General features: G+C 71.2%; 17 protein-coding genes. 9 read left to right on the top strand and 8 right to left on the bottom strand.

The genetic code is table 11. The features are described 5' to 3' along the window. Window positions 1-23 precede the first annotated feature (23 nt). Together Q7X29_RS09295 and Q7X29_RS09290 are read left to right on the top strand one after the other, a co-directional pair. Complete coding sequence (locus Q7X29_RS09295) at window positions 24-1,826, top strand: phosphoenolpyruvate carboxykinase (GTP) (RefSeq protein WP_316574027.1); 1,803 nt, start codon at window positions 24-26, stop codon at window positions 1,824-1,826. A 2-nt stretch (window positions 1,827-1,828) separates the two neighbouring features. Beyond that, window positions 1,829-3,463 (top strand): SulP family inorganic anion transporter, encoded by a 1,635-nt coding sequence (locus Q7X29_RS09290; protein ID WP_218720871.1) that lies wholly within the window; start codon window positions 1,829-1,831, stop codon window positions 3,461-3,463. Window positions 3,464-3,518: 55 nt separating this feature from the next. On the opposite strand, the gene Q7X29_RS09285 is transcribed toward Q7X29_RS09290, so the two are convergent. Continuing rightward, entirely contained in the window at window positions 3,519-4,499 is a 981-nt protein-coding gene (locus tag Q7X29_RS09285) for a GlxA family transcriptional regulator (protein ID WP_316573820.1), read from the bottom strand. A 51-nt stretch (window positions 4,500-4,550) separates the two neighbouring features. Between Q7X29_RS09285 and Q7X29_RS09280 the strand changes: the two genes are divergently transcribed. Next, complete coding sequence (locus tag Q7X29_RS09280) at window positions 4,551-4,937, top strand: cupin domain-containing protein (RefSeq protein ID WP_218720873.1); 387 nt, start codon at window positions 4,551-4,553, stop codon at window positions 4,935-4,937. Window positions 4,938-4,957: 20 nt separating this feature from the next. Here Q7X29_RS09280 and Q7X29_RS09275 read toward each other — a convergent pair whose 3' ends face one another. After that, on the bottom strand, window positions 4,958-5,758 hold the full coding sequence (locus Q7X29_RS09275) for a hypothetical protein (protein WP_316573819.1): 801 nt from the start codon (window positions 5,756-5,758) through the stop codon (window positions 4,958-4,960). Between the two features lie 63 nt (window positions 5,759-5,821). Then, window positions 5,822-6,286 (bottom strand): MarR family winged helix-turn-helix transcriptional regulator, encoded by a 465-nt coding sequence (locus Q7X29_RS09270; RefSeq protein ID WP_308248623.1) that lies wholly within the window; start codon window positions 6,284-6,286, stop codon window positions 5,822-5,824. Window positions 6,287-6,354: 68 nt separating this feature from the next. Between Q7X29_RS09270 and Q7X29_RS09265 the strand changes: the two genes are divergently transcribed. Then, complete coding sequence (locus Q7X29_RS09265; protein ID WP_316573818.1) at window positions 6,355-7,332, top strand: pirin family protein; 978 nt, start codon at window positions 6,355-6,357, stop codon at window positions 7,330-7,332. Between the two features lie 135 nt (window positions 7,333-7,467). After that, on the top strand, window positions 7,468-7,764 hold the full coding sequence (locus tag Q7X29_RS09260) for an excalibur calcium-binding domain-containing protein (RefSeq protein ID WP_218720877.1): 297 nt from the start codon (window positions 7,468-7,470) through the stop codon (window positions 7,762-7,764). 98 nt (window positions 7,765-7,862) lie between these two features. On the opposite strand, the gene Q7X29_RS09255 is transcribed toward Q7X29_RS09260, so the two are convergent. Beyond that, window positions 7,863-8,135, bottom strand: a complete 273-nt coding sequence (locus Q7X29_RS09255) for a DUF3618 domain-containing protein (RefSeq protein WP_218720878.1) — start codon at window positions 8,133-8,135, stop codon at window positions 7,863-7,865. Window positions 8,136-8,169: 34 nt separating this feature from the next. Here Q7X29_RS09255 and bcp point away from each other — a divergent pair, with 34 nt between their 5' ends. Continuing rightward, window positions 8,170-8,643 carry a thioredoxin-dependent thiol peroxidase gene (gene bcp / locus Q7X29_RS09250; protein WP_218720879.1) on the top strand — a complete coding sequence of 158 codons (474 nt, stop codon included), beginning with the start codon at window positions 8,170-8,172 and terminating at the stop codon, window positions 8,641-8,643. Here bcp and Q7X29_RS09245 read toward each other — a convergent pair whose 3' ends face one another. Beyond that, on the bottom strand, window positions 8,644-9,360 hold the full coding sequence (locus Q7X29_RS09245; RefSeq protein ID WP_255588449.1) for a TetR/AcrR family transcriptional regulator: 717 nt from the start codon (window positions 9,358-9,360) through the stop codon (window positions 8,644-8,646). A 115-nt stretch (window positions 9,361-9,475) separates the two neighbouring features. Here Q7X29_RS09245 and Q7X29_RS09240 point away from each other — a divergent pair, with 115 nt between their 5' ends. Both Q7X29_RS09240 and Q7X29_RS09235 read left to right on the top strand, forming a co-directional pair. Next, the gene (locus Q7X29_RS09240) at window positions 9,476-10,435 is read left to right on the top strand and encodes an ATP-binding cassette domain-containing protein (protein WP_316573817.1); all 960 of its coding nucleotides are present in this window, start codon (window positions 9,476-9,478) and stop codon (window positions 10,433-10,435) included. Window positions 10,436-10,458: 23 nt separating this feature from the next. Continuing rightward, window positions 10,459-11,247, top strand: a complete 789-nt coding sequence (locus tag Q7X29_RS09235) for an ABC transporter permease (RefSeq protein ID WP_316573816.1) — start codon at window positions 10,459-10,461, stop codon at window positions 11,245-11,247. A gap of 64 nt (window positions 11,248-11,311) precedes the next feature. Here the strand turns inward: Q7X29_RS09235 and Q7X29_RS09230 are convergent, their stop codons facing one another. Beyond that, window positions 11,312-12,547: a hypothetical protein gene (locus Q7X29_RS09230; protein ID WP_316573815.1), complete on the bottom strand. Its 1,236-nt coding sequence runs from the start codon at window positions 12,545-12,547 to the stop codon at window positions 11,312-11,314. A gap of 313 nt (window positions 12,548-12,860) precedes the next feature. Here Q7X29_RS09230 and Q7X29_RS09225 point away from each other — a divergent pair, with 313 nt between their 5' ends. Continuing rightward, window positions 12,861-13,499: a TetR/AcrR family transcriptional regulator gene (locus Q7X29_RS09225; RefSeq protein WP_255588466.1), complete on the top strand. Its 639-nt coding sequence runs from the start codon at window positions 12,861-12,863 to the stop codon at window positions 13,497-13,499. A 111-nt stretch (window positions 13,500-13,610) separates the two neighbouring features. Here the strand turns inward: Q7X29_RS09225 and acpS are convergent, their stop codons facing one another. Together acpS and Q7X29_RS09215 are read right to left on the bottom strand one after the other, a co-directional pair. Beyond that, window positions 13,611-14,039 (bottom strand): holo-ACP synthase AcpS, encoded by a 429-nt coding sequence (acpS, locus tag Q7X29_RS09220; RefSeq protein WP_218720884.1) that lies wholly within the window; start codon window positions 14,037-14,039, stop codon window positions 13,611-13,613. 11 nt (window positions 14,040-14,050) lie between these two features. Next, window positions 14,051-23,389, bottom strand: coding sequence for a polyketide synthase (locus Q7X29_RS09215; RefSeq protein WP_316573814.1), 9,339 nt, complete (start codon window positions 23,387-23,389; stop codon window positions 14,051-14,053). Window positions 23,390-23,742: the final 353 nt, after the last annotated feature.

Below are 23,742 nucleotides of genomic sequence, written 5' to 3'. Positions count from 1 at the left end.
CCGTGACCGCGAGCTCCGCGCCGATGACGGTTCCCACCGACCACCCGGCCATCCTGCGCTGGGTCGACGAGATCGCCGACCTGACCACGCCCGACCGCGTGGTCTGGTGCGACGGGTCCCGCGACGAATGGGATCGGCTGACCGACGAACTCGTCGAGAAGGGCACCTTCGTCCGGCTCACCGGCAAGCCCAACTCCTTCTGGTGCGTCTCCGACCCGGACGACGTCGCCCGTGTCGAGGACCGCACCTTCATCTGCTCCGCCGACCCCGCTGACGCCGGCCCGACCAACAACTGGGTCGATCCCGTCGACATGCGCACCGTCATGACCGAGCACTACCGCGGCGCGATGACAGGTCGCACGATGTATGTCATCGGCTTCTGCATGGGCCCGCTCGACGCCGCCGAACCGAAGTTCGGTGTGCAGATCACCGACTCACCGTATGTGGCGGTGTCGATGCAGATCATGACCCGCTCGGGCACGCCGGTCTGGGAAAAACTCACCGGCGACACCGACTTCGTCCAGTGCCTGCATTCGGTCGGAGCGCCGCTCGGTGCGGGCCAGGCCGACGTGCCGTGGCCGTGCGACAGCACCAAATACATCGCGCACTTCCCCGAATCGCGCACCATCTGGAGCTACGGCTCCGGCTACGGCGGCAACGCGCTGCTGGGCAAGAAGTGCTTCGCGCTGCGGATCGCCTCGGTCATCGGGCGCGACGAGGGCTGGCTGGCCGAGCACATGCTCATCCTCAAACTCACCTCACCGCAGGGCCGCACGCACTATGTGGCCGCGGCGTTCCCGTCCTCCTGCGGCAAGACCAATCTGGCGATGCTGGAACCCGCGCTACCCGGCTGGCAGGCCGAGACCATCGGTGACGACATCGCCTGGATGCGCTTCGGCGCCGACGGCAGGCTGTACGCGGTCAACCCGGAGGCCGGGTTCTTCGGCGTCGCGCCCGGCACCGGCGCGCGCACCAATCCCAACGCGATCGCCACCATCGACCGCGGCAACTCCCTCTTCACCAACACCGCGCTCACCGATCAGGGCGACGTGTGGTGGGAAGGACTGACGAAGCAGCCGCCCGCCCACCTCACCGACTGGCGCGGCAGCGACTGGACGCCCGAATCCGGAACCCCTGCCGCGCACCCGAATTCGCGCTACTGCACCCCGATCGAGCAGTGCCCGTCGGTGGCGCCGGAGTGGAACGACCCGACCGGCGTGCCGATCTCGGCGATCTTCTTCGGCGGTCGCCGCGCGAGCACCGTGCCGCTGATCGCCGAGACCTTCGACTGGGCGCACGGCGTGTTCACCGCGTCGGTGCTGTCCTCGGAGACCACTGCGGCGGCCACCGGGGCGGTCGGCCTCGTCCGCCGCGATCCGATGGCGATGCTGCCGTTCCTCGGCTATCACGTGGGCGACTACTTCGCGCACTGGCTGCGGCTCGGCGCCGCGGCCGACGCCGCCAAGCTGCCGAAGATCTTCCAGGTCAACTGGTTCCGGCGTGATGCCGACGGGACCTTCCTGTGGCCCGGCTTCGGCGACAACGTGCGCGTGCTGAAGTGGGCGCTGGAACGCCTCGACGGCACCGCCGACGCGCAGTGGACGCCGATCGGCTACGTGCCGACCGCCGACGCGCTGGACCTGTCCGGGCTCGACGAGGCCGACCGCGCGCTGGTCGAGAAGGCGCTGGTCGTCGACGCCGCGGAGTGGGTCACCGAGACCCGGTCCATCGACGAATGGTTCGCCCGCATCGGCGGCAACCGGTTACCCGACGAACTGCGCGAGCAGCTGGCGGCACTGAAGTTGCGCCTGCTCGGCAACCGCTGACCATGCGGGCACTGCTGCCGACCTGGTCGGAGTGGAAGCCCGCCTTCCTGGCGCCGGGCACGGATCTGATGGCGGGGCTGATCGTGGCGCTGGTGGCTCTGCCGCTGGCGCTGGGATTCGGCATCAGTTCCGGGCTCGGCGCCGCCGCCGGCCTGGCGACGGCGATCGTGGCCGGCGCGCTGGCCGCCGTCTTCGGCGGCTCGCGCTTCCAGGTGTCGGGGCCGACCGGTGCGATGACCGTGGTGCTGGTGCCGATCGTGCACGAGCACGGCGCGTCCGGGGTGCTGACCGTCGGGCTGATGGCGGGTGTGCTGCTGGTGGCACTGGCCTTCGCCGGTGTCGGCCGCGCGGTGCGGTTCATGCCGGCTCCGGTGATCGAGGGTTTCACCGCGGGCATCGCGGTGGTGATCGCGCTGCAACAGTTTCCGGGCGCGCTGGGGGTGTCCGGAGCCGAGGGCGAGAAGGTCTGGCAGTCGGCCATCGACGCCGTGCGACGGTTCGTCGAGCACCCGAACGCGACCGCGCCGGTGACGGCGCTGGTGGTGGCGGTCGTGATCCTGATCGGCGGGCGGTTTCTGCCCAAGCTGCCGTTCGCGCTGGTCGCCGTCGCGGTGGCGACGGTCGTCGGTACCGTGTTCGACCTGGATCTGGCCCGGATCGGGGCGATCCCGGCCGGGCTGCCCGCACCCTCGCTGAGTTTTGTGCACGCCGACGAACTGACCACGCTGCTGTTGCCCGCGCTCGCCGTCGCCACGCTGGCCGCGCTCGAATCCCTGCTGTCGGCCACCGCGGCCGATGCCATGGCCGTCGGGACCCGCCACGACCCGGACCGGGAACTGTTCGGCCAGGGACTGGCGAATATCGCCGCGCCGCTGTTCGGCGGCGTGCCCGCGACCGGTGCGATCGCCCGCACCGCGGTCAACGTGCGCTCGGGGGCGCGCACCCGGCTGGCGGCGCTGACGCACGCGGCGATCCTGGCGGGCATCGTCTACCTGGCGGCCGGGCTCGTCGCCGACATCCCGATCGCGGCGCTGGCCGGGGTGCTGCTGGCGACGACCGTGCGGATGGTGGAGACCGCGTCGCTGGCCGCGATCGCGCGCGCCTCGCGGGGCGACGCGATCGTGATGCTGGTGACCTTCCTCGTCACCGTGGCGTTCGACCTGGTCACGGCAGTGGTGATCGGTATCGGTTTCGCGCTCGTGCTCGCGGTGCGCGCGGTGGCCCGCGAGGCGAGCCTGCACCAGGTCCCACTGGACGACAGCGATCACCTCGGCGAGGAACACGACCTGCTGCGCGACCACATCGTCGCCTACCGCATCGAGGGCCCGCTGTTCTTCGCCGCCGCCCACCGCTTCCTGCTGGAGCTGTCCGAAGTCGCCGACGTGCGGGTCGTGATCCTGCGGATGTCGCGCGTCACCGCCCTCGACACCACCGGCGCCCTGGTCTTGGCCGACGCCGTCACCAAACTCCAGCACCGCCACATCACCGTCCTGATGTCCGGTCTGCGCGAAGACCACCGCACCCGCCTGGCGGCCATGGACGCCCTCCCGGCCGGCGGCGACGACGCCGTCTTCCCCGACACCGGGACCGCCATCACCTACGCCCGCCGCTTCCTGCCCACCCACCGAACCCCGTGAGCGTCCACCGCGCCGACCGGCGCTGAACCGGCTGTGCCGCCGGGCGACCCGCGAATCACGCGGAACGGGTGCGGAACTGTGCGCGGTACGCGGTCGGGGTGAGGCCGGTGGCGGCGGCGAGGTGGGTGCGCAGGTTCACCGCGGTGCCGAGGCCGCTCGCGGTGGCGACCTGTTCGACGGTGAGGTCGCTCGCTTCGAGGAGGCGCCGCGCGTGGTCGAGGCGGCGGGCGGTGAGCCAGGACAACGGGGTACAGCCGAGTTCGGCGCGGAAGCGCCGGTGCAGGGTGGCCACGCTCACGCACGCGTGGGCCGCGAGATCGGTGACCGTGATCGGTTCGGTCGCATGATGTTCGGCCCACTCCACCGTCGAAGCCAGGGACGGGCCGGGGTCGCGCGGCACCGGACGGTCGATGAACTGACGCTGGCCGCCGCGGCGGTGCGCGGCGAAGACCAGGCGGCGCGCGACCGCGGTCGCGATCGCGGTCCCGTGATCACGACCGACCAGATACAGCGCCAGGTCCAGGGCCGCCGCGCTGCCGGCCGAGGTGAGGACGTCGCCGTCGTCGATGAACAGCACGGCGTCGTCGACCTCGGTGTCGGGGAAACGACGCCGGAACTCGGCGGCCCACTGCCAATGCAGGGTGACGGTGCGCCCGGCCAGTACTCCGGCCTCGGCGAGGGTGAACGCCCCGCTGCACATGCCGACCAGCCGGGCGCCCCTGGCATGCGCGCGAGCGATCGCCGCGAGTACGGCCGGGTCCCGCGGTGTGCCGGTGTCCGGGCGGTTCGGGACGATCACGGTGTCGGCGGCGTCGAGCAGGGACAGCTCGGCCAGACCGGTCATGGTGAAGAAGTTCTGCCGCATCGGCACCTCGCGCCCGTGCGCGCAGAGCCGGAAGTCGTAGAGCAGACCACCGATCTCGGGGCGGTCGATGCCGAAGACCTCGGTCATACAGGCGAGTTCGAACGGGTTGGACCCCTCGTCGACGAGCGCCGCGATCCGGTGCAGACCCGGGTGCGAGAAATCTTGCGACATGCGTCATTCATCGCACTGTTCGGCGCGGTACCGCAACCGCGACCATGAGGCATGACCGATCGACCGATGAATATCGACGCCGCGCTCGCCACCTTCGACGCCCTGTGGAGCCCCCGTATCCTGGCCCGGGTCAACGACTGGGATGTGCGCCTGGCCAAGGTGCGCGGCGAGCACCTCTGGCACGCCCACCACGACACCGACGAGTTCTTCCTCGTCCTCGACGGCACCCTCGACATCGACCTGCGCGGGCCGGACCGGCGAGTCACCCTGCACCGCAACGACACCTACGTCGTGCCGCGCGGGGTCGACCACCGCCCCTCGTCCGTGGCGGGCGCGACCCTGCTCCTGTTCGAGCCCGCGGGGACCCTGAGCACCGGCGACCACACAGGCGAGATCCCCGACCACATCACCGCCACCACCGGGACCGCGCTGAGCTGAACCGCGGGCCGCCGACGTGGTCAGCCCGCGGTGGCGGCGAAGTACGCGGTCCGCACGGCGACCTGCGGCGGGGGCGGGAAGTCGGGGTTGCCCGAACCGAGCGGGCCGACCCGCACCGTCCAGGTGCTCGACGACGTGTCGACCGCGGTGCGCGCGTTCGCGGGCTGGAGCACCACGTCGTGGCCACCGTCGCAGGAGTACGCGCCGACCAGGCCGTCGGAGCGACCGCCCCAGGCGCCGCCGACGCGGATGCGGCAGTGCCTGCCGTCGGCCAGTTCCAGCGCCCACGGTTCGGGCGATTCGGTGCGGCCGACCGCGCCGAGCTGCGGCGTCACCGTGTAGCGGCGCAGCGTGCGCTGCCAGGGGTCACTCGCGCAGAGCAGGGTGGTGTTGCCGGGCGGAGCCCAGCAGACATCGGCCGAGTCGGCGGCGGCGCCGCAGCCGGAGTAGATACCCGGGGTGTTCCCCGAGCGGCTCGGTTCGGCGTATCGGCAGTCCAGCGTGCCGTACGGATCGGGGCTGACGACGGTGAAACCGTCAGCGGGCTGACCGGCGGCGGTGACCGCGACGACCGAGACGACACCGGTCGCCGCGCTGGTCGGAGTGGATGTGACCGGGCTCGCGGTAGTCGGCGGTCCGGGGCCGGTCGTCGCGCCCGGCGTCACCGGCTCGGTGGTCTGGCCCGGCGTCACGCCGGACGTGGCCGGTTGCCCGGTGACCTGGGTCGGAGTCGGGATGGCGATCTCCGACGACGAACACCCGGCGAGGACGATGGTCAGCGCCGCGCCCAGCGCACCGGCGACCCCTGCTCGAACAGTCATAGCCACCCCTGAGTTCGACGAACCCGACCTTCGAGTTGTCCATCGACCGGGCGCGCGAATTCGTTAACCGGGCAAGGCTGTTCGGGCGTCGCTCGCCCCGACCACCTTCGCCGAGAGCGAGCGGAGCGCGTCGCTCTCGCCCTCGCTGAGCCGGTCGACGAACACCTCGCGCACCAGCTCGACGTGCTCGGGCGCGGCCCGGCCGAGCACCGCGCGCCCCTCCTCGGTCAGCGAGACGACGATCCCGCGCGCGTCGTCCTCGGCGGGCCTGCGGTCGACGAGCCCGCGCGCCGCCATCCGCGCCAGCTGCTTGGACAGCCGGGACTTGTCCCAGCACACCTCGCCCGCGAGTTCCTTGGCCCGCATGCAGCCGTTCGGCGTGGCCGACAGCGGCACCATCAGCTCGTAGTCGGCCATCGACAGCCCGTGCTCGGCCAGGCCGGCCGCGATCGCCGCGTCCAAGCGCTGACGCATGCGGATGTAGGCCTGCCAGGTCTGCTGCTCTTCCTCGGTCAACCATCGAGTCACGGGAATGATCCTAGAACCCATTTGGTTGACATGGAAACAAAGCACGTATGGACCAGGAGGCGCATCCCATGCCCGCAATCACCGTCGACGACATCATGGTGCTGCCCCGGCTGCCCCGACCCGATGTCACCGAGACCCAGCGACCCGTCCGCCAGATCGTCACCGCCGCGCGTCAGCGCGAAGGCGCGGGCTTCGAGGTGACCCGCCCCTTCCCCAGCGTCGACCTGCGCTCGGCCGACCCGTTCATCCTGCTCGACCAGATGGGCCCCGTCGCCTACGAGCCCTACGAGGCCAAGGGCGCGCCCTGGCATCCGCATCGCGGCTTCGAGACCGTCACCTACATGCTCGACGGCACCATGGTCCACCACGATTCGCAGGGCGGCGGCGGCGTCATCAGCGAAGGCGACACGCAGTGGATGACCGCGGGCTCGGGCATGCTGCACGACGAACTGCCCGAGGAGAAGCTCGTCATCTCCGGCGGCACCTTCCACGGTATCCAGCTGTGGGTGAACCTGCCGCGGGCGAACAAGTTCGCCACCCCGCGCTACCAGGACCTGCGCGCGGGTGAGCTGACCCTGGTCAGCTCGCACGACGGCGGCGCGCTCGTGCGCGTCATCGCCGGTGACCTCGCCGGCTTCGCCGGTCCCGGCTCCACCTACACCCCCATCGCCTACGCGCACGCCTCGCTGGTACCCGGCGCCCAGCTCGAGACGCCGTGGCCCAAGGACTACACCGCGCTGGCCTACGTGCTGTCCGGCAGCGGCACCGTCGGCGTCGAGCACAGGCCGATCGGCGCCGGTCAGCTCGTGATCTTCGGCAAGGGCGACGCCATCACCCTGACCGCCGATCGCACCCAGCACAGCAGCACCGGCGATCTCGAGGTCCTGCTGCTCGGCGGAAGGCCGTTGCGCGAACCGGTGATCCAGTACGGGCCGTTCGTCATGAACACCAGGGAGGAGATCATCGAGGCCATGGAGGATTTCCAGGCAGGCCGGATGGGCACCGTGCCCGCCGAGCACCTGACCGGACGACGTCTGGGCGAGTAGGCGGTCCCGGCGGCAGACGATCCGCAGACGCCACGCGGTTGACAACCGGACGCCCCGTCACGAAGGTTGACGGGGCCGCCCGGGGTGCGAAGTGTCCGGGCCCACAACCGAACCGCAGCAGACATCGAGGAATTCATGAACGTTCGCCGGCTCACCGTGAGCCTCGCCGCCGCAGGTCTGACCCTGCTCGCCGTCCCCGCCGCCCACGCCGATGTGGTGTCGGGTTCCGCGGGCACCGGCTCCTCCAGCTTCGACTCGCTCCTCGGCGCGACCGGCTCGGCCAACCTGGTCCAGTCCGGCTCGGCCGGTGGCGCCTTCCGTAGCTGCGACGACGCGATCGCCGCCGGTCGCGCCCCGCTGTTCCGCGGCGAAGCGGGCTACTCCCCCCACCTCGACCCCGACGGTGACGGGCTGGCCTGCCCCACGCAGTAGTCTCGGCGGCTGGCGCCGCGTGGTGGGGCTGTTGCCTCACAGAAGAAACCCCCGATGTGGCCGGTGCCGCATCGGGGGTTTCTGTGTTCAACGCTTACTCAGCGGCGAAAGATCTTGACCAGCAGCAAGCCTGCCACCAGGGCACCTGCGCCGATCAGCGTGTATTTGACCTTCGGCTCGTTCAACTTGGCGACCACGATCGCCTTGGTGTCGTCCGCGATCCGCTGCGGATCGGCGCGCACCGCCAGTTCGTCGAGCGTCGTCGCCAACCGGGCGCGCGCGATCTCGATCTCGCGCTCGATCCGGTCGGTGTCGTCCTTGGCCACCGTCACCTCCAATATTGTCTGCTGCTCGCCGACGAGTCTATCCATGCGTTCGTCGCACCCGGTCGGTTACCGTGCGGTGGTGACCGACAACCATCGCCTCTCCCCCGGAGACACCGCCCCCGATTTCACGCTGCCCGACGCCGACGGCACGGACGTGTCGCTGTCGGACTACCGCGGCCGCAAGGTGATCGTCTACTTCTACCCGGCCGCCAGCACACCCGGCTGCACCAAGCAGGCCTGCGATTTCCGCGACAACCTGGCCGAGCTCGGCGGCGCGGGCATCGACGTCATCGGCATCTCGCCGGACAAGCCCGCCAAGCTGGCCAAGTTCCGCGACGCCGAGGGCCTGACCTTCCCACTGCTGTCGGACCCCGAGCGCGACGTGCTGAAGGAGTGGGGCGCGTTCGGCGAGAAGATGATGTACGGCAAGACCGTCACCGGCGTCATCCGCTCGACCTTCCTGGTCGACGAAAAGGGCAAGATCGAACTCGCCCAGTACAACGTCCGCGCCACCGGCCACGTCGCCAAGCTGCGCCGCGACCTGTCGGTGTAGCTAGTCACCGAAGGTGCCGATGAACACCTCGTAGCCGTCGAGCAGGCGGGCCAGCCCGAACTCGAAATCGGCTTTGCTCCAGTCGATATCGTCGTCGTCGAAGGCGGAGGCGGACAGCGCGGCGGTCACCGAGGGAAAGCGCTGGGGGTCGAGCACCCGCGCCAGTACCGAGGCGAAGTCGCCGTCCTCCTCCGTCTGCAGGTCGCGCACGGCCCGCCGCTTGCCCACCACGAACATCGACAGGTTCATCACCAGCTGGAGCTTGACCGGCTCGGGCACCGCCGTCTCGCTCAGCAGCCGCAGACCGGCGTCGAGCCAGGCCATGTTGTTGGGCCCCAGCGGTGGCCGGTTCAGCGGGATGTCCACCCACCACGGATGCGTGCCGATCCGCTCGAACTCCGCGCTCGCCCATTGCTCGAGCCCGGCCCGCCACGGCGTGCCTGCCGCGATGACCGGCGGCGCGCCGACCACCCGGTCCAGCAGCAGGTCCTCCAGCGTGTTCTTGCTGTCGACATAGCGATACAGCGACATGGCCGTGAAGCCGAGCTGCTTGGCGACCCGGCCCATCGACAGCGCCGCGTACCCCTCCGCGTCGGCCACCGCGACGGCGGCGTCCAGGATCTGGTCGAGGGTCAGCGTGCGCCGGGGGCCGCGCGTACCGGGCTGCTCCAGCCCCCACATCAGCTCGACCGCCTTCGGTAGCGCCGCGTCCGTCATCCGCTCTTCCTCCTCCGCTCGCGTCGACTCTAGCGGTGCCGCTCTTGCGCTCAATAACTGCTTACTCTATAAACTATGTTTATCACATAAACAGTTTCTCGATCGGAGAGAACTCATGACGCTCGACCCATCGCCCGCCGTCGCGGTTCACGGGCTGCGCAAGACCTTCGGTGCCCAGGCCGTGCTCGACGACCTCGATCTCGAGGTGGCACCCGGTACCGTTTTCGCGCTGCTCGGACCCAACGGGGCGGGCAAGACGACCCTGGTCCGCATCCTGGCCACCCTGATCCGGCCCGAACACGGCGACGTGCGCGTCTTCGGGCACGACGCCGTGCGCGAGGCCGCCACCGTGCGCGGCCTGATCGGCGTCACCGGGCAGTATGCGGCCGTCGACGGCGTGCTCACCGGCGCCGAGAACCTGCGGCTCACCGGCAGGCTGCTGCACCTGGGCACCACCGAGACCCGGCGCCGCGGCGACGAGCTGCTCGACCGCTTCGACCTCGCCGACGCCGCCGACCGGCCGGTCTCGGCCTACTCCGGCGGCATGCGCCGCAGGCTCGACCTCGCCATGAGCCTGATGGGCAGACCGCGCCTGGTCTTCCTGGACGAACCGACCACCGGCCTGGACCCGCGCAGCCGCCGCGACCTCTGGGCCGCGATCCGCGACCTCGCGGCCGAGGGCACCACCGTCTTCCTCACCACGCAGTACCTGGAGGAAGCCGATCAGCTGGCCGACCGGATCGCCGTGCTCGACGGCGGGCACATCGTCGCCGACGGCACACCGGACGCACTCAAACGGCTCGTCCCCGGCGGGCACATCCGGTTCCGCTTCGCCGACCAGCGCCTGCTCGCGGCCGCCGCGCACGCTGTCGGCGACCAGGCGGGCCACCTCGACCCCGAGCAGCTGACTCTCCAGGTGCCTTCGGACGGCAGCGCGGTCGAGATCAAGCGGCTGCTCGACCGTTTCGCCGAGCTCGGCATCGCGATCGACCAGCTCAGCGTGCACACCCCCGACCTCGACGACGTCTTCTTCGCCCTGACCGGTCGCGCCCACCCGGCCGCGTCGGCCGCCTGACCCCCCACGAAACGAGACCCACCATGACCACCGCCTCCCCCACCCTGCGGGCCGTGCACACCGCCCAGGACTCGATCACCATGCTGGACCGCAATATCCGGCACACCGTGCGCTCCCCCGACACCATGATCATGACCATCGCGCTGCCGGTGATGATCCTGCTGATGTTCGTCTACGTCTTCGGCGGCGCGATGGACGCGGGCCCCGGCCCCTACATCGACTACGTGGTGCCCGGAATCATCCTGCTGTGCGCGGGCTTCGGGGCATCGACCACGGCGGTCGCCCTGTCGACCGATCTGGCCGAGGGCATCATCGACCGGTTCCGCACCATGGCCATCGCCCGGTCGGCGGTGCTCACCGGGCACGTGGCCGAGAGCGTGCTCCGCAATCTGCTCACCTCCGCCGTCGTGATCGGGGTGGCGGTGGCGCTCGGTTTCCGGCCGACCACCGATCCGCTGCGCTGGCTCGGCGTCCTCGGTGTGCTGGCGATGTTCGTCTTCGCGCTGTCCTGGCTCGCCGCGGCGCTGGGTCTGCTCGCCCGGAACCCGGAGGCGGCCAACGGCTTCACCTTCTTCTTCATGTTCCTGCCGTACGTGAGCAGCGCGTTCGTCCCGACCGAGACGATGCCGACCTGGCTGCACACCTTCGCCGAGCACCAGCCGGTGACCCCGGTCATCGAGACGATGCGCGGCCTGCTGATGGGCACACCGATCGGCGACAGCGCCCTGGCGGCCGTCCTGTGGTGCGCAGGCATCGCGATCGCCGGGTATCTCGCCGCCGGTGTGCTGTTCCGCCGCCGGACCAGCGACTGACCGACGAGCGAGGGGCCGCGCGAGGTATCGCGCGGCCCCTCTTCTTCGCTGTCCGCCCGGCGACCTAGTCGGCCGAGGCCGAGTGTGGGCCCGCCGGCACCGGAGCCTGCGCGGGCTGCATACCCATCGGGATGCCCGTGCCGGGCAGGCTCGGCGCGGCGGCCGGCGTCTGCGGGACGACCGGCGCGGCGGGTTCCAGCGGCAGCGGTTCGTCCTGCGGCGCATCGCCGTAGAGCTGGGTCGGGTATCCCAGCGGGAACTGCGCCGGGTCGATCAGCTGGGGATTCGGCGACACCGTGTCGTAGGGCGAGCCGCCGGTCGGTTCCCCGGCCGGGCTCACCTGCAGCCCACTGCCGGAATTCACCCCGCCCGAGGTGCCGCTCTGGCCCGAGCCGGTGTCGGCGACGGCACCGGCCTCGGGCACCGGGGAAACGACCGGCGCGACCGGATCCGCACCGGGCTCCGAGGACACCGCGGTGTTGTCCACCGCCTGCGGTCCCCCGTTCATCACCGCGTACGAGCCGCCCGCGACCAGCCCACCGGCCAGCAGACTGGCGGCCGCCGCGACCATCGCGGTGCCCCGCTTGGAATGCGGCGCCGCCGCCACCGGGACGTCGACGGAATCGCCGAGCGCGACCAGCGCGGCACCGGCGGCCGGGGCGAACGGCGCGAGCCGGCACGGCAGCACCGGCACGCCGAACCCGGCGACCGCCTCGCGCACGGCGGGCGCGTCGGCGGTGGAGCCGACCAGCACCACCGCGCCCGGCCGCACCCCGGCCGCCTCGAACTGATCCCAGGCCGCCGTCACCCCGGCGCGCAGGGCGTCGGGCGTGGGCGCGCCGGTCTGCGCGGAGGCGGCGAGCACGCGGTGCCTGCCCGGATCGAGCAGGGTCATCGCCTGGTGACCCGGCACGGCCTCGTAGACCAGCAGATTGTCGAATTCGTCGAGCCAGGTCATCGCGCCCGCGACGAACAGATGCGCCGACTTGGCCGAGACCAGCGAGGCCGTGCGCCACGGCGTCGAGGCGAGCCGGGTGACGATCGCGCGCCGCTCGACGGCATCGCGGTAACTCACTGCCACTCCGGCGATCTCGTACTCGTCGTCGAGTTCGGCGGCCATCGTGTCCAGCGCGGTCTGCACCGCGACGGCGACCTCGGCCTTGCTGTCCCCGCCCGCCCGGACCGTGCGCCGCAGCAGCATCCGGTCGGTGAGGGTCACGCCCGATTCGGCGAAGGCCACCGCGTGCACGGCGCCTCGCTCGGTGCTGACGCCGAGGGTGATCACAGATCCTGCAGCCACAAGTCTTGCCTTCCCTGTGCGAAACGATGCGGGACGGGACCGCACGGGGCCCATCACTTCGCGGTAGGTCGGTTGCGACGAGAGATCGCCGCGAATAAGCGTGCGGATGCACGCACGCTCATCTGATGATTCGTCACCAGCTGTGGCATGGATGGGAGGAATTTCGCCCAGTTGTTGACACGCTGTCGGTAGACGCGTGTCGGGGATGTGTGTATACCGCTAGCCTGGATGGGTGGAAGTACACGCGCAGGCCCGGTCCAAGCAGAGCCGTCCGGACCCTGCGCTCGAATTGCAGGACGACCCGCAAGAGCTCATGCCGCGCAAGCGGCCGACCCAGGAGCGCAGCAAGCGCAAATTCGACGCACTGCTGCAGTCCTCGCGCGAGCTGCTCGTCGAGGTCGGCTTCGAATCGTTCACCTGTGAAGAGGTCGCGCAGCGCGCCGAGGTGCCGATCGGCACCCTGTACCAGTTCTTCGCCAACAAGTACGTGATCGTCTGCGAGCTCAATCGCCAAGACCTGGTTGCGGTTTCCCGCGAGCTCGCCGACTTCCACGGCGAGGTGCCGTCACTGGACTGGCTGCGGCACATGAATCAGTTCGTCGACCACCTGGCCGGTCTGTGGACCACCGATCCCTCGCGGCGCGAGGTGTGGCTGGCCATGCAGTCGACCCCGTCCACCCGGGCGACGGGCGCGCTGCACGAGAAGGAATTCGCCGAGGTGGTCTCGCAGATGCTGCGGCCACTGACGCCGCGCACCCCGCGCGCCCGGCGCACGATGATGGCCGAGGTGCTCGTGCACGTCGTCTACTCGATGCTGAACTTCTCCGTGCAGGACGAGCAGTCCAACGCCGACGCCGTCGCCGAACTCAAGCGCCTGATGGTCGCGTACCTGCTTGTGGCGGAAAAGGAATCACGCCACGACCGCCGCCCCGAGGATTCGGCCGAGAGCTGATCGCGGCGGGCGTCGGCGACCGGGCCGGTGACGAGGCAACTCGCCGGGTCCTGGGATTCCCGGCGAGTTGCCTGTGTACGTGCGAGATCAGCGGTAGCGGTGAGCCCGCGGTCAGTGCCGACCCTCGATGAGGTCGGCGAGTTCGCCCGGGTCTTCCAGCACGACCATGGCCGCCGCCGTGTCGCCGTCGTGGGTCAGCGACAGGTGCACACGGACGCGCGGCAGGAACTCCGCGGCCAGGCCGTGCAACTTGATGCTCGGCCTGCCCCAGGCGTCGTTCACGACCTCGATCAGCGGATACGGGTTGTCCCCGATCTGCGGGCTGCGCGCGAAGCGAGACGATGCCCAAGCCTTGAGCACCGCCTCCTTCGCGGCCCAGCGTGCGGCGAAGCTGCGGGCCGGGTCGGTCTGCTTGCTCTGGCAGTAGCGGCGTTCACCAGCGGTGAAGCTCTCCCTGAGCATCGTCGTCCCCGACCGTTGCAGCTGCTCGGCGAACTCGGAGATGGTCACCAAGTCCAAACCGATTCCGAGAATCGTCACGAAGCGGCAGCCTACGACGCTTCGGTCGACTGCGGGGCGGAACCGATTCGCCCGGTGCCGCAACCCCATCCGTTCGCCTGGTACACACCCTCGCCGTCGAGCCTGGCCTCCGGCGAGAGCAGCATGTCGGCCTCGAGCTGACGGATCTGCTTGGCCGGGGTGCCGTCGGCGCCCAGGCGGCGATCCGCCGGCTTCTCGTACAGCGCGGTGCCACCGCACATCGCCTCGGCGAAGCGCTGCCGGCCGGCGAGCTGACGCGCCTGCGCCCGCTCCTGGTAGTCCGCCCGCGCCGACGGCTCGATCGCGGACAGGAACGCCTGCGGATGAACCACCGCGAGCAGACCCGACACGTGACCGAAGCCGAGCGAGGTCACCAGACCGGCCTTGAGCGCGAACTTGTCGCCGAAGCGCAGCGGCTCGCGCGCCCACACCAGGTGCGGGTAGGCCGCCATCTTCTCGTCGACACAGTCCAGGCTCCGGTTCGGCGGCACCACACCGTTTTCCAGCACCTGGCACAGGCCGATGAGCTGGAAGGCCGCCGCGCCGCCCTTGGCATGGCCGGTGAGGCTCTTCTGCGAGACCACGAACAGCGGGGCGCCGTCGGTGCGACCCAGCGCGCCGGCGAGCCGCTCGTGCAGCTCCGACTCGTTGGGATCGTTGGCGGCGGTGGAGGTGTCGTGCTTGGAGATCACCGCGATGTCGTCCGGGGTGACGCCGAGCTTGCGCAGTTCGGCGGCCAGTCGCGAGCCGCTGCCGCCACGACCGGCACCCAGCGCGCCGAGACCCGGTGCGGGGATGGAGGTGTGCACGCCGTCGGCGAAGGACTGCGCGAAGGCGAGCACGCCGAGCACCGGCAGGCCCATCTCCACGGCCACGTCACCGCGGGCCAGCAGCACGGTGCCGCCACCCTGCGATTCCACGAACCCGCCGCGACGGCGGTCGTTGGCGCGGGAGAAGTACCGGTCGCTGATGCCCTTGGCGCGCATGGCCGCCGAGTCCGCGGTGGCCGACATGTCACCGAAGCCGACGATGCCCTCGATACCGAGATCGTCGTAACCACCGGCGACCACGACCTCGGCCTTGCCGAGCCGGATCTTGTCGACGGCTTCCTCCACCGACACCGCCGCCGTGGCACACGCCGCGACCGGGTGCACCATCGCGCCGTAGCTACCCACATAGGACTGCACCACGTGCGCCAGCGCGACGTTGGGCAGCGCCTCCTGCAGGATGTCGTTCGGGCGCGGCTCGCCGAGCAGGTTGTCGACGTAGAGCGAGCGCATCGAGGACATGCCGCCCATGCCGGTGCCCTGGGTGTTGGCCACCAGGCTCGGGTGCACCCAGCGCATCAGTTCGTCGGGGCTGAAGCCCGCGCCGACGAACGCGTCGACGGTGCAGACGATGTTCCACAGCGCGACCCGGTCGATCGAGGCGGCCATGTCGGCGGAGACGCCCCAGATCGTGGGGTCCCAGCCGGTCGGGATCTGGCCACCGACGACGCGCGAGAGCTTCGCCTTGCGCGGCACCCGGATCTCGGTGCCCGCCTGCCGGGTGACGGTCCAGTCGCCGGAGTCGGCGACCGGGCTGATCACCGTGTGCTCGGGATCGGCGGTGTGGAAGGCGCGCGCCTCGGCCTCGTTGGCGACGGTGAAGCTCAGGTCCTGGTCGAGGAAGACCGAGGTGAGCAGCGGTGCCGCGTTGTCGAGCATCGCGCCGTCGTCCTCGTAGCGGCGCACGCCGCAGCGCTCGACGACGGTGTCGTGGTAGCGCTCGGCCAGCTCCGATTCCGGCACGAAGTCCCCGGATTCGGTGTCGTACCAGCCCGGCTTCGGGTCGTTCTCCCAGCGGATCAGACCGGTGGTCCAGGCCAGCTCGAGCACGCCCGCGGCGGAGAGCCTGTCCTCGACCTCCATCTCGAAGCGGGTGCGCGAGGAGCCGTACGGGCCGAGCTCGGCCGCGCCGACGATGACGACCATGTCGCTCAGGTCGGCGGTCACCTGGCCCCACTCCGGCACCGGCAGTGCCGAACTCAGGGTCGGCGGCGCGGGCAGCGCGGCGATGGTGGCGGCGGTGCTCGCCTCCTCCTCGCTCGCGGCCGCGGCCTCCTGGGCCTGCTTGGCCAGCGCGGGCAGGTCGAGCTTGGCGCGCGCCAGACCACCGGTGAGGTCGATCTGCTGCGGGCCGGTCTCGGTCACCTGACGTGCCCGCGAGGTGCACCACTTGAGCAGCTCGTCGGCCATCTCGGTGGTCGACCAGGTGTGCACGCCTGCCTTCTCGACGGCCTCGACCATCGGGTCGTTGTGGCCCATCAGCCCGGTGCCGCGCACCCAGCCGATCAGCGCGTGCACCATGGTGACGCGCGCGGACCACGACTTCTCGGCGCGCCAGCGGGTGACCACCGCGTCGAGCGCGGCCTTGGACTCGCCGTAGGCGCCGTCGCCGCCGAACAGGCCACGGTTGGGCGAACCCGGCAGAACCACATGCAGTTTCGCGTCGACGTCGTGGTCGGCGCCGAGGGCGGACAGGCCGCCGATCAGCCGCTCGACCGACCAGAGCAGGACCCGCATCTCCATCTCGGCGCGGGCGCCCGCGTCGGCGAGATCACCGGCGACGCGCGGTGCCGCGAACGGCAGCAGCAGCGTCGGGGTCATCGCGTCCTTGACCTTGATCTTGGCGCCACCCGCGTTGTCGACCTGCTCGGTGCCGACCCAGTCGATCAGCGCGTCGAGGTCCTGGTAGGAGGCCATGTTCGCGGGCACGACCCACAGCGCCGCGCCGTGGCGGGCGTTGTCGCGGTACAGCGCGCGGTAGAACCGCAGCCGCGCGTCGTCCAGGCGCGAGGTGGTGACCACCACGGTCGCACCGCCCGAGAGCAGCCTGCCGGTGACCGCGGCCGCGATGGAACCCTTGCTGGCGCCGGTGATCACGGCGACGTCGTCGGACCACAGACCGGGGTCGGTGCTGTCGAGCGCGGCTTCGGCGATCTGCGCGTACACCCCGGCCAGTACCGAGCGGGCCTCGTGCATCGCCCGCTGACGCCACCAGTTGGCCTGCGCGGCAACGGCTTCGCCGGCGCCCACGTAGCCGCCGAGCGGCAGTTCCGCGGTGGCGGCGTCGTCGCCGAGCCACATGGTCGCGAGGTCCTCGCGGGCGGTGGCCCAGCGGTCGTCGATCAGGACGGCCTTGCGGGCGTCGAACGCCGGGGCCACCAGTCGCGGCCAGTCGGTGCCGAGTTCGGCCGAGACCAGGTCGACGAGGGTGTCCTCGGTGACCTCGGGGGCGCTGACCTGCTCGCTGAGACCGAGCTGCTCGAGGATCACCCGGGCCGCGGTGGCGAGCACGCCGTCGCGGCCGGTGATCTGCTCGGTGAACTCGCCCAGTGCCGCCGCGTCGACGGTGCCGCCTGCCGCGCCACCCGCCGAGGGCAGCGAGACCGCGACACCACGTCGCGCCGCCACCGCCTGCACGGCGGCGTCGATGGCCGCGTCGACCGAGGCGGCGTCGGACAGCGCGCCGCCGACGAGCCCGCCGAGGTCGCCACCGCGCACGCTGGCGCCTTCGCGGGTGCCGAGGGAGACCTCGGCGGTGACGTGGCTGGCCCAGCCGTCGCCGAGCTCCCAGGTCTTCTTGACCCGGTCGGCGATGGCGGCGGGCCGCTTGCCGGAGGGGCCGAAGACCTTGCGCAGGTGATCGCCGATGGCGTCGGTGAGCACCGTGCCGAACGGCTTGTAGGTGCGGGCCAGGCGCTCGACGGTGGCGGACAGGGCGCCCATGTCGGCGTCGGCCGCGCCGTCGATGGCGCCGAGCGAGAGCTCGGAGCCGAGGTCGACCAGCAGCTGGTTGCGCCGCGAGGACACACCGTCGCAGAGGCCCTCGATGGTGTCGACCGGGCCGATCTGGTCCAGCCGCAGCTTGGTCCACAGCGCGATGAGCACGCGGGTGGCGTCGGCGGCGGTGAAGGAGATGTCGTCGGGACGCGGGCCACCGGTGGCGACCGGCGCCGCGGCGACCGGTGCGGCCGCGGCGGCGGGAGCGGCCGCGGGCGCCTCGGCCGGGGTCTCCTCGATGTCGTCGACCGGCGCGGGATCGGTGTCGGTGGCGTAGACGACCGCGGCGTCGCGCTCGACGTTGACCACCTCGACCGTCGCCCCGCCGAACGCGGGCAGCTTCAGCGTCTGCGAGGCCAGGTTGGCCACCGTCGGGGTGGCGCCGAGGCCGATCTCGACGAAGCGCTCCACGCCGAGGCCGCCGTGGGCGGCGTCGGTGAACAGCAGGTCCTGGGTCTCGATCCAGCGCACCGGGCTGGCGAACTGCCAGGCCAGCAGCTCGATCAGCACCACGCGGCACAGTTCGGCGTCCCGCTCGGCCCAGCTGTCGAAGTCGGCCAGCACGGCGGCCAGCGGCTCGGACGGCACGAGCTCGGCGATCTCGGTGAGGAACGCGCGGTCCAGCGAGAACGGACGCGGCACCAGGTTCGGGATGTAGCGGCCGACGAGCACCTCCGGGTGCACCTCGGCGGGCAGCAGCTGCTCGAGCTTGTGCCGGAACTCCGGGACGCCGTCGCGCAGCACCGAGGAGTGGAACGGCACGTCGATGCCGGGCACCAGGATGAACGCCCGCTTACCACCGAATTCCTCACGGCGGCGGTCGATCTCGGTCTCGAGCGCCTCGAGTCCGGCGACCGTGCCCGCGATGGCGTACTGCGAGCCGCGCAGGTTCAGGTTGACGACCTCGAGGAACTCCCCGGTGGCCTCGCCGATGCCGTTGACGAAGTCGATGACCTCGGCGTCCGGCAGCCCGATCTGCGACGGGCGGATGGCGGCCATCCGGTAGTCGCTGCGGCCCTGGGCGTCGCGCGGCACCAGCTCGTGCATGGCCGAGCCACGCTGGAACACCACCTCGAGCACGGCCTCCAGCGGCAGCACCCCGGCGACGGCGGCCAGGGCGTTGTACTCACCGACCGAGTGGCCCGCCAGCATCGCGCCCTCGACGAAGGCGCCGGCCTCGCGCAGCTCGGCGACCTGGGCGACGCCGAGGGTCGCCATGGCGACCTGGGTGAACTGGGTCAGGTGCAGCACGCCGTCCGGGTGCCGGTGCTCGACGCCGCGCGCCTTGAGGTAGGTCGGGTTGTCGCGCACCACCGCCAGGATCGAGAAACCGAGGGCTTCGCGGGTGTGCGCGTCGGCGCGCTCCCACACCTGCTTGGCCGCCTTCGAGCGGGTCAGCGCGTCCAGGCCCATCCCCTTGCGCTGGATGCCCTGGCCCGGGAAGGCGTAGACGGTCTTCGGGGCGGCGGTGCGCCCGGTCGCGGTCATGACCAGGTCACCGTCGACGCGGCAGGAGACCTCGATGATCTCGCTGCCCGCGTCCACCGCGATCCGCTCCACCCGCACGTCGACGGTCGCGCCGGGGCGCACCATGCCGAGGAACCGGGTGGTCCAGGCCGTGAGAGTACGTGCGGGAACGGAGCTTTCGGGATCCACGGCGACCACGGCGTGCTGGGCGGCGGCCGAAAGCCACATGCCGTGCACGATCGGGCTGCCCAGCCCGGCCAGCTTGGCCGCGGCGTCGGAGGTGTGGATCGGGTTGTGGTCGCCGGAGACGGTGGCGAACGCGTGCATGGCGCGCGGGGCGGTCATGGACACGTCGCGGCGACGGCGGCGCGGGGTGTCGGTGGCCTCGGCCGAGACCGTACCGGCCGCGCGCGGCGGATCGGTGAGCTCGCCCGCGCCGTTGCGGCCGCGGATCGCGAACCGCTCGACCAGACGGGCCAGCGGGGCAGGCTCGAGGCCCTGATCCAGGATCAGGCCGACGTGCACGGTCACCTCGACGACCCGGCCCATGTCGGTGTCGACGACCGCGCCGCTCTCGGCGCGCACCACGAGAATGCCGGTCTCGGCGGGCAATTCGCTCAGCAGCTGGATCTGGTGATCCAGGTGCACCAGGTCGAGCATGCCCTCGATCACCGAGCCGCCGTTGCCGGTGCGGGCCGCGCCGAGCACCGCGAAGACCGCGGGCCAGCAGGCGCCGACGAGCACGTCGGGCGCGGTGCGGCCGAGGGTGCTCAGGGTGGCGGGCAGGCCGGAACCGGTGACACCGGCGTGGTCGGCGACCAGGTCCGGCATCCAGGCCAGGTTGAGGTGCGCCACACCGGCTTTCACCTCGGGCAGCGACTGGCCGGCGGCCACGCCGAGCAGCGCCGACATGGCGGTCTCGGCGTCGGCCTCGGTGATCACCGGCGCGCCGCCGGAGTAGACGCTCGTCGGCACGGTGATGCGGATCTTCACCGCGTCGCGGCCGAGCAGCGGCACGGCCAGCTCGACGTAGCCGAATTCGGCTTCGGGACCGGAGACCTCGGTCAGCGTCGCGCCGGTGCTCTGGTGCACCGCGACGCCCTGCTCCACGACCCATTCGTTCGGGGCGCCGAGCCGGTGCACCGGGTTGACGGTGGTGCGTCCGGCCCACTGCACGTCGGGAGCCGCGAGCACGGTGTCGAGCGAGCCGGACACCACCCCGGCGACGCGACGCGCGTCGACCGGCGCGGGCACGACGCCGGCGCGGACCAGGCTGTAGGCGGTGTCCTGCTCGAACCGGTCGAGCAGCTCGCCGACCGGCTCGTCGACCCGGGTGATGCCGGCGACGGCGACGGTGCCGGGGATGATGCATACCTGGTCGGCCGAGTAGCGCGGATCATGGGCCTGCCACAGCGAATCCGAGCGCCACCAGCGTCGCACGTCGGCGTCGACGACGGGCACGAAGTTCACCGGCTTGCCCGGGGTCTTGCACAGCGCGACGAAGAACGGCACGTCGGCGGGGTGCAGCACGGTCTCGGCGACCGCGGGGTACTGCTTCTTGAGCGCGCACAGCGCCTGCACCGGGTGTTCGAAGGCCTCGTCGTCGGCGAACAGGGTCTCGATCTCGCCGCTGTCGGCGGGGTGCAGCCGGGCTTCGGTGCGCCGCATCATCTCCGCGAACCGGTCGCGCCAGCTGATGTCGAGCCAGTCCGAGCGGGTGGCGTCGATGATCGCGTCGCCGATGTCGCTGCCGCAGTCGAACGAGATCGGGACCTCGCTCGAGACCGCCAGCGAGACATAGCGTTCCAGCCACTGCTGGTAGGTCATGGTGGCGACGTCACCGAAGTAGGGCTTGGCGGTGGCGTCGAGCGCCGCGATGATCTCGGCGCGACGCGCGGCGACGGCCTCGGCGTCACCGGCGACCTCGTCGAGCAGGCGGCCGGTGCGCGAGGCGGCGTTGTCGATCTCGTGGATGTCGGCGCCGAGCTGGCTGCGGCCCGAGGCCATGCCACCGCTGGCGGTGCCCGCACCGACCCAGTCGGGGGTGCCGGGGGTGTCGACGAGCAGCTGCTTGACCTCGGGGGCGGTGGTCGCCTCCAGGGTGGCCATGGCGGCGGTGCCGACCAGGACGCCGTCCAGCGGCATCACCGGGTAGCCGTGGCCGGTGGCCCAGGTGCCGGTGAGGTAGTCGGTGGCCCGCTCGGGCGTGCCGATGCCACCGCCGACGCAGACCACCACGTTGGCGCGGCTGCGCAGCTCGGCGTAGGTGGCCAGCAGCAGGTCGTCGAGGTCTTCCCAGGAGTGGTGCCCGCCGGCCTTGCCGCCCTCGATGTGCATGATCACCGGGTAGTCCGGCACGGCGTCGGCGATGCGCAGCACCGCGCGGATCTGGGCGACCGTGCCCGGCTTGAAGGCGACGTGGCTGATGCCCGCTTCGGTCAGCTCCTCGATCAGCGCGACGGCTTCCTCGAGCTCGGGGATGCCCGCGGTGACGATGACGCCGTCCAGCGGCGCACCCGCCGCACGCGCCTTCTGCACCAGGCGCTTGCCGCCCAGCTGCAGCTTCCACAGGTACGGGTCGAGGAACAGCGAGTTGAACTGCACCGCGCGGCCCGGCTGCAGCAGCTGGCGCAGCTCGGTCATCCGGTCGGCGAAGATCTGCTCGGTGACCTGACCGCCGCCGGCCAGCTCGGCCCAGTGGCCCGCGTTGGCCGCGGCGGCGACGATCTTGGCATCGACGGTCGTCGGGGTCATGCCGGCCAGCAGGATCGGCGAGCGGCCGGTCAGCTTGGTGAACGCGGTCTCGACGACGATGCGGCCGTTGGGCAGCCGCACCGGCTTCGGCGCGAACGCCGACCACGGGGTGGCGGGCTCGGGCGCGGCGCCCGGGGTGAGCAGGCTGCGCTGGCCCGGACGGGTGGCGGCGGCGATCACGCCGACGCCGGTGCCCTTGAGCGAACCGCCGGTGATGCGCGAGAGCAGGTCGCCGGGGCCCAGGTCCAGGATCCATTCCGCGCCCGCCTCGACGACTTCGTCGACGGTGGCGACCCAGTCGATCGGATCGACCAGCACCTGCTGGGTCAGGGAGGCGGCGAGGTCGGCGTCGAGCTCGCACTGGCGGGCCCAGCCGGTGACCAGGTCGACGGTCTCGGCCAGGGCCGGGTGGTGGAAGGCGACGTCGACGGAGATGTCCTCGAACACGGGCGCGAAGACCGCGCCACCGCGCGACTTGCTCTCCCGCTCGCGGGTCTGCTCGTCGTGCAGCTGGGCGCAGCGCACGCGCACCCGATCGATCTGCGCCGGGGCGCCCGACAGCACGACGCGCCTGCGCCCGTTGCGGATCGACACCACCGCGGCGATCGCGGGGTCGACGCCCTCGGCGACCTCGGCGACGATCGCCCGCAGCTGCTCCGGATCGACATTGGACACCGCGACCATCGGCGAACGCTCGCCGACCGGCATCAGCCCGCGCCTGCGCGCGACCAGCCCGGCCGCGGCACCGATGAACTGGGCGATGGCCAGCAGTTCGGCGTCGCGCTCACCACGGGCCTCGACCGCGGCGGCGGCCAGCAGCCCCTGCGAGTGCCCGACGATCGCGACCGGCGCGTGCTCGGTCGGGTCCAGGCCCTGCAACCGCAGCGCCCTGATGGCCGCGAGCTGGGCCAGCAGCACACCGGGCATCGACACCGCGGCCGAGCGCAGCACCGCGTCGGCGGGCGCCGAGGACGGCTCGTCCGGCTCGTCCAGCTCGCTCTCCAGCATCCAGCCCATCGGGTCGAAGCCGCCGGGACGGACCACCAGCAACTGCGCCGCAACCGGCTCGACCAGTGCTTCGGCCGCGTGCACCAGCGCGGTCAGCTCGGACTCGAGCGCACTGTCGCGACCGATCTCCTCGAGCTCGCGCAGCCACTGCGCACCCTGCCCACCGAACGCCAACGCGTACCCGGCCCCGTCGCGCAGCTGCTCCAGCAGCGCTGCGCGGACACCCGATGCCTGGCCACGACCACCAGCTTTCGCGGTCGACCCCGTGCCCATCTCGGTGCTCTCGTTGATCGTCAAGACGCTCGACTTCCTTCTCCTGGCGCTCCGCCCACCGACGGCACGCACACGTATCCGGCAGCCCCTCGGGCCTGTTGGGAGCCACGATCGCACAAAATCATGAGGAAAGCCTCACGTTTCTCGCCCCCGACGGCAGCTACCGCCGAGTATTTCTGTACGTTCGTGCCAGTTTTTTCTGAAACATGACTCCGCCTCATGTTCAAACCGCAGGTCCAGCCTGTTACTTCACTTCGCAAACATGAGTGGCCCTCATGTTGAGGTATATCGAATCGTTATAATCCCAGGTCGTGTTACCGACGAGTACGCCACGCCGCCGGAACGCTTCGCGAAGCCGGATTTGCCCGGTAGAGTTT

Origin of the sequence: Nocardia canadensis (assembly GCF_032656385.1) — a bacterium.
In the GTDB taxonomy this organism is placed as follows: Bacteria; Actinomycetota; Actinomycetes; order Mycobacteriales; family Mycobacteriaceae; genus Nocardia; species Nocardia canadensis.
The sequence above is the reverse complement of the archived record's forward strand: the minus strand, read 5'-3'. Positions and strand labels throughout refer to the sequence as shown.

Coding starts and splice junctions, on each gene's coding strand:
- Q7X29_RS09265 (WP_316573818.1), top strand. CDS start 6,355: ATGCCCGCAATCACCGTCGACGACATCATGGTGCTGCCCCGGCTGCCC.
- Q7X29_RS09235 (WP_316573816.1), top strand. CDS start 10,459: ATGACCACCGCCTCCCCCACCCTGCGGGCCGTGCACACCGCCCAGGAC.
- Q7X29_RS09285 (WP_316573820.1), bottom strand. CDS start 4,499: ATGTCGCAAGATTTCTCGCACCCGGGTCTGCACCGGATCGCGGCGCTC.
- Q7X29_RS09275 (WP_316573819.1), bottom strand. CDS start 5,758: ATGACTGTTCGAGCAGGGGTCGCCGGTGCGCTGGGCGCGGCGCTGACC.
- Q7X29_RS09295 (WP_316574027.1), top strand. CDS start 24: ATGACGGTTCCCACCGACCACCCGGCCATCCTGCGCTGGGTCGACGAG.
- Q7X29_RS09280 (WP_218720873.1), top strand. CDS start 4,551: ATGACCGATCGACCGATGAATATCGACGCCGCGCTCGCCACCTTCGAC.
- Q7X29_RS09255 (WP_218720878.1), bottom strand. CDS start 8,135: ATGGATAGACTCGTCGGCGAGCAGCAGACAATATTGGAGGTGACGGTG.
- Q7X29_RS09260 (WP_218720877.1), top strand. CDS start 7,468: ATGAACGTTCGCCGGCTCACCGTGAGCCTCGCCGCCGCAGGTCTGACC.
- Q7X29_RS09240 (WP_316573817.1), top strand. CDS start 9,476: ATGACGCTCGACCCATCGCCCGCCGTCGCGGTTCACGGGCTGCGCAAG.
- Q7X29_RS09245 (WP_255588449.1), bottom strand. CDS start 9,360: ATGACGGACGCGGCGCTACCGAAGGCGGTCGAGCTGATGTGGGGGCTG.
- Q7X29_RS09225 (WP_255588466.1), top strand. CDS start 12,861: ATGCCGCGCAAGCGGCCGACCCAGGAGCGCAGCAAGCGCAAATTCGAC.
- Q7X29_RS09290 (WP_218720871.1), top strand. CDS start 1,829: ATGCGGGCACTGCTGCCGACCTGGTCGGAGTGGAAGCCCGCCTTCCTG.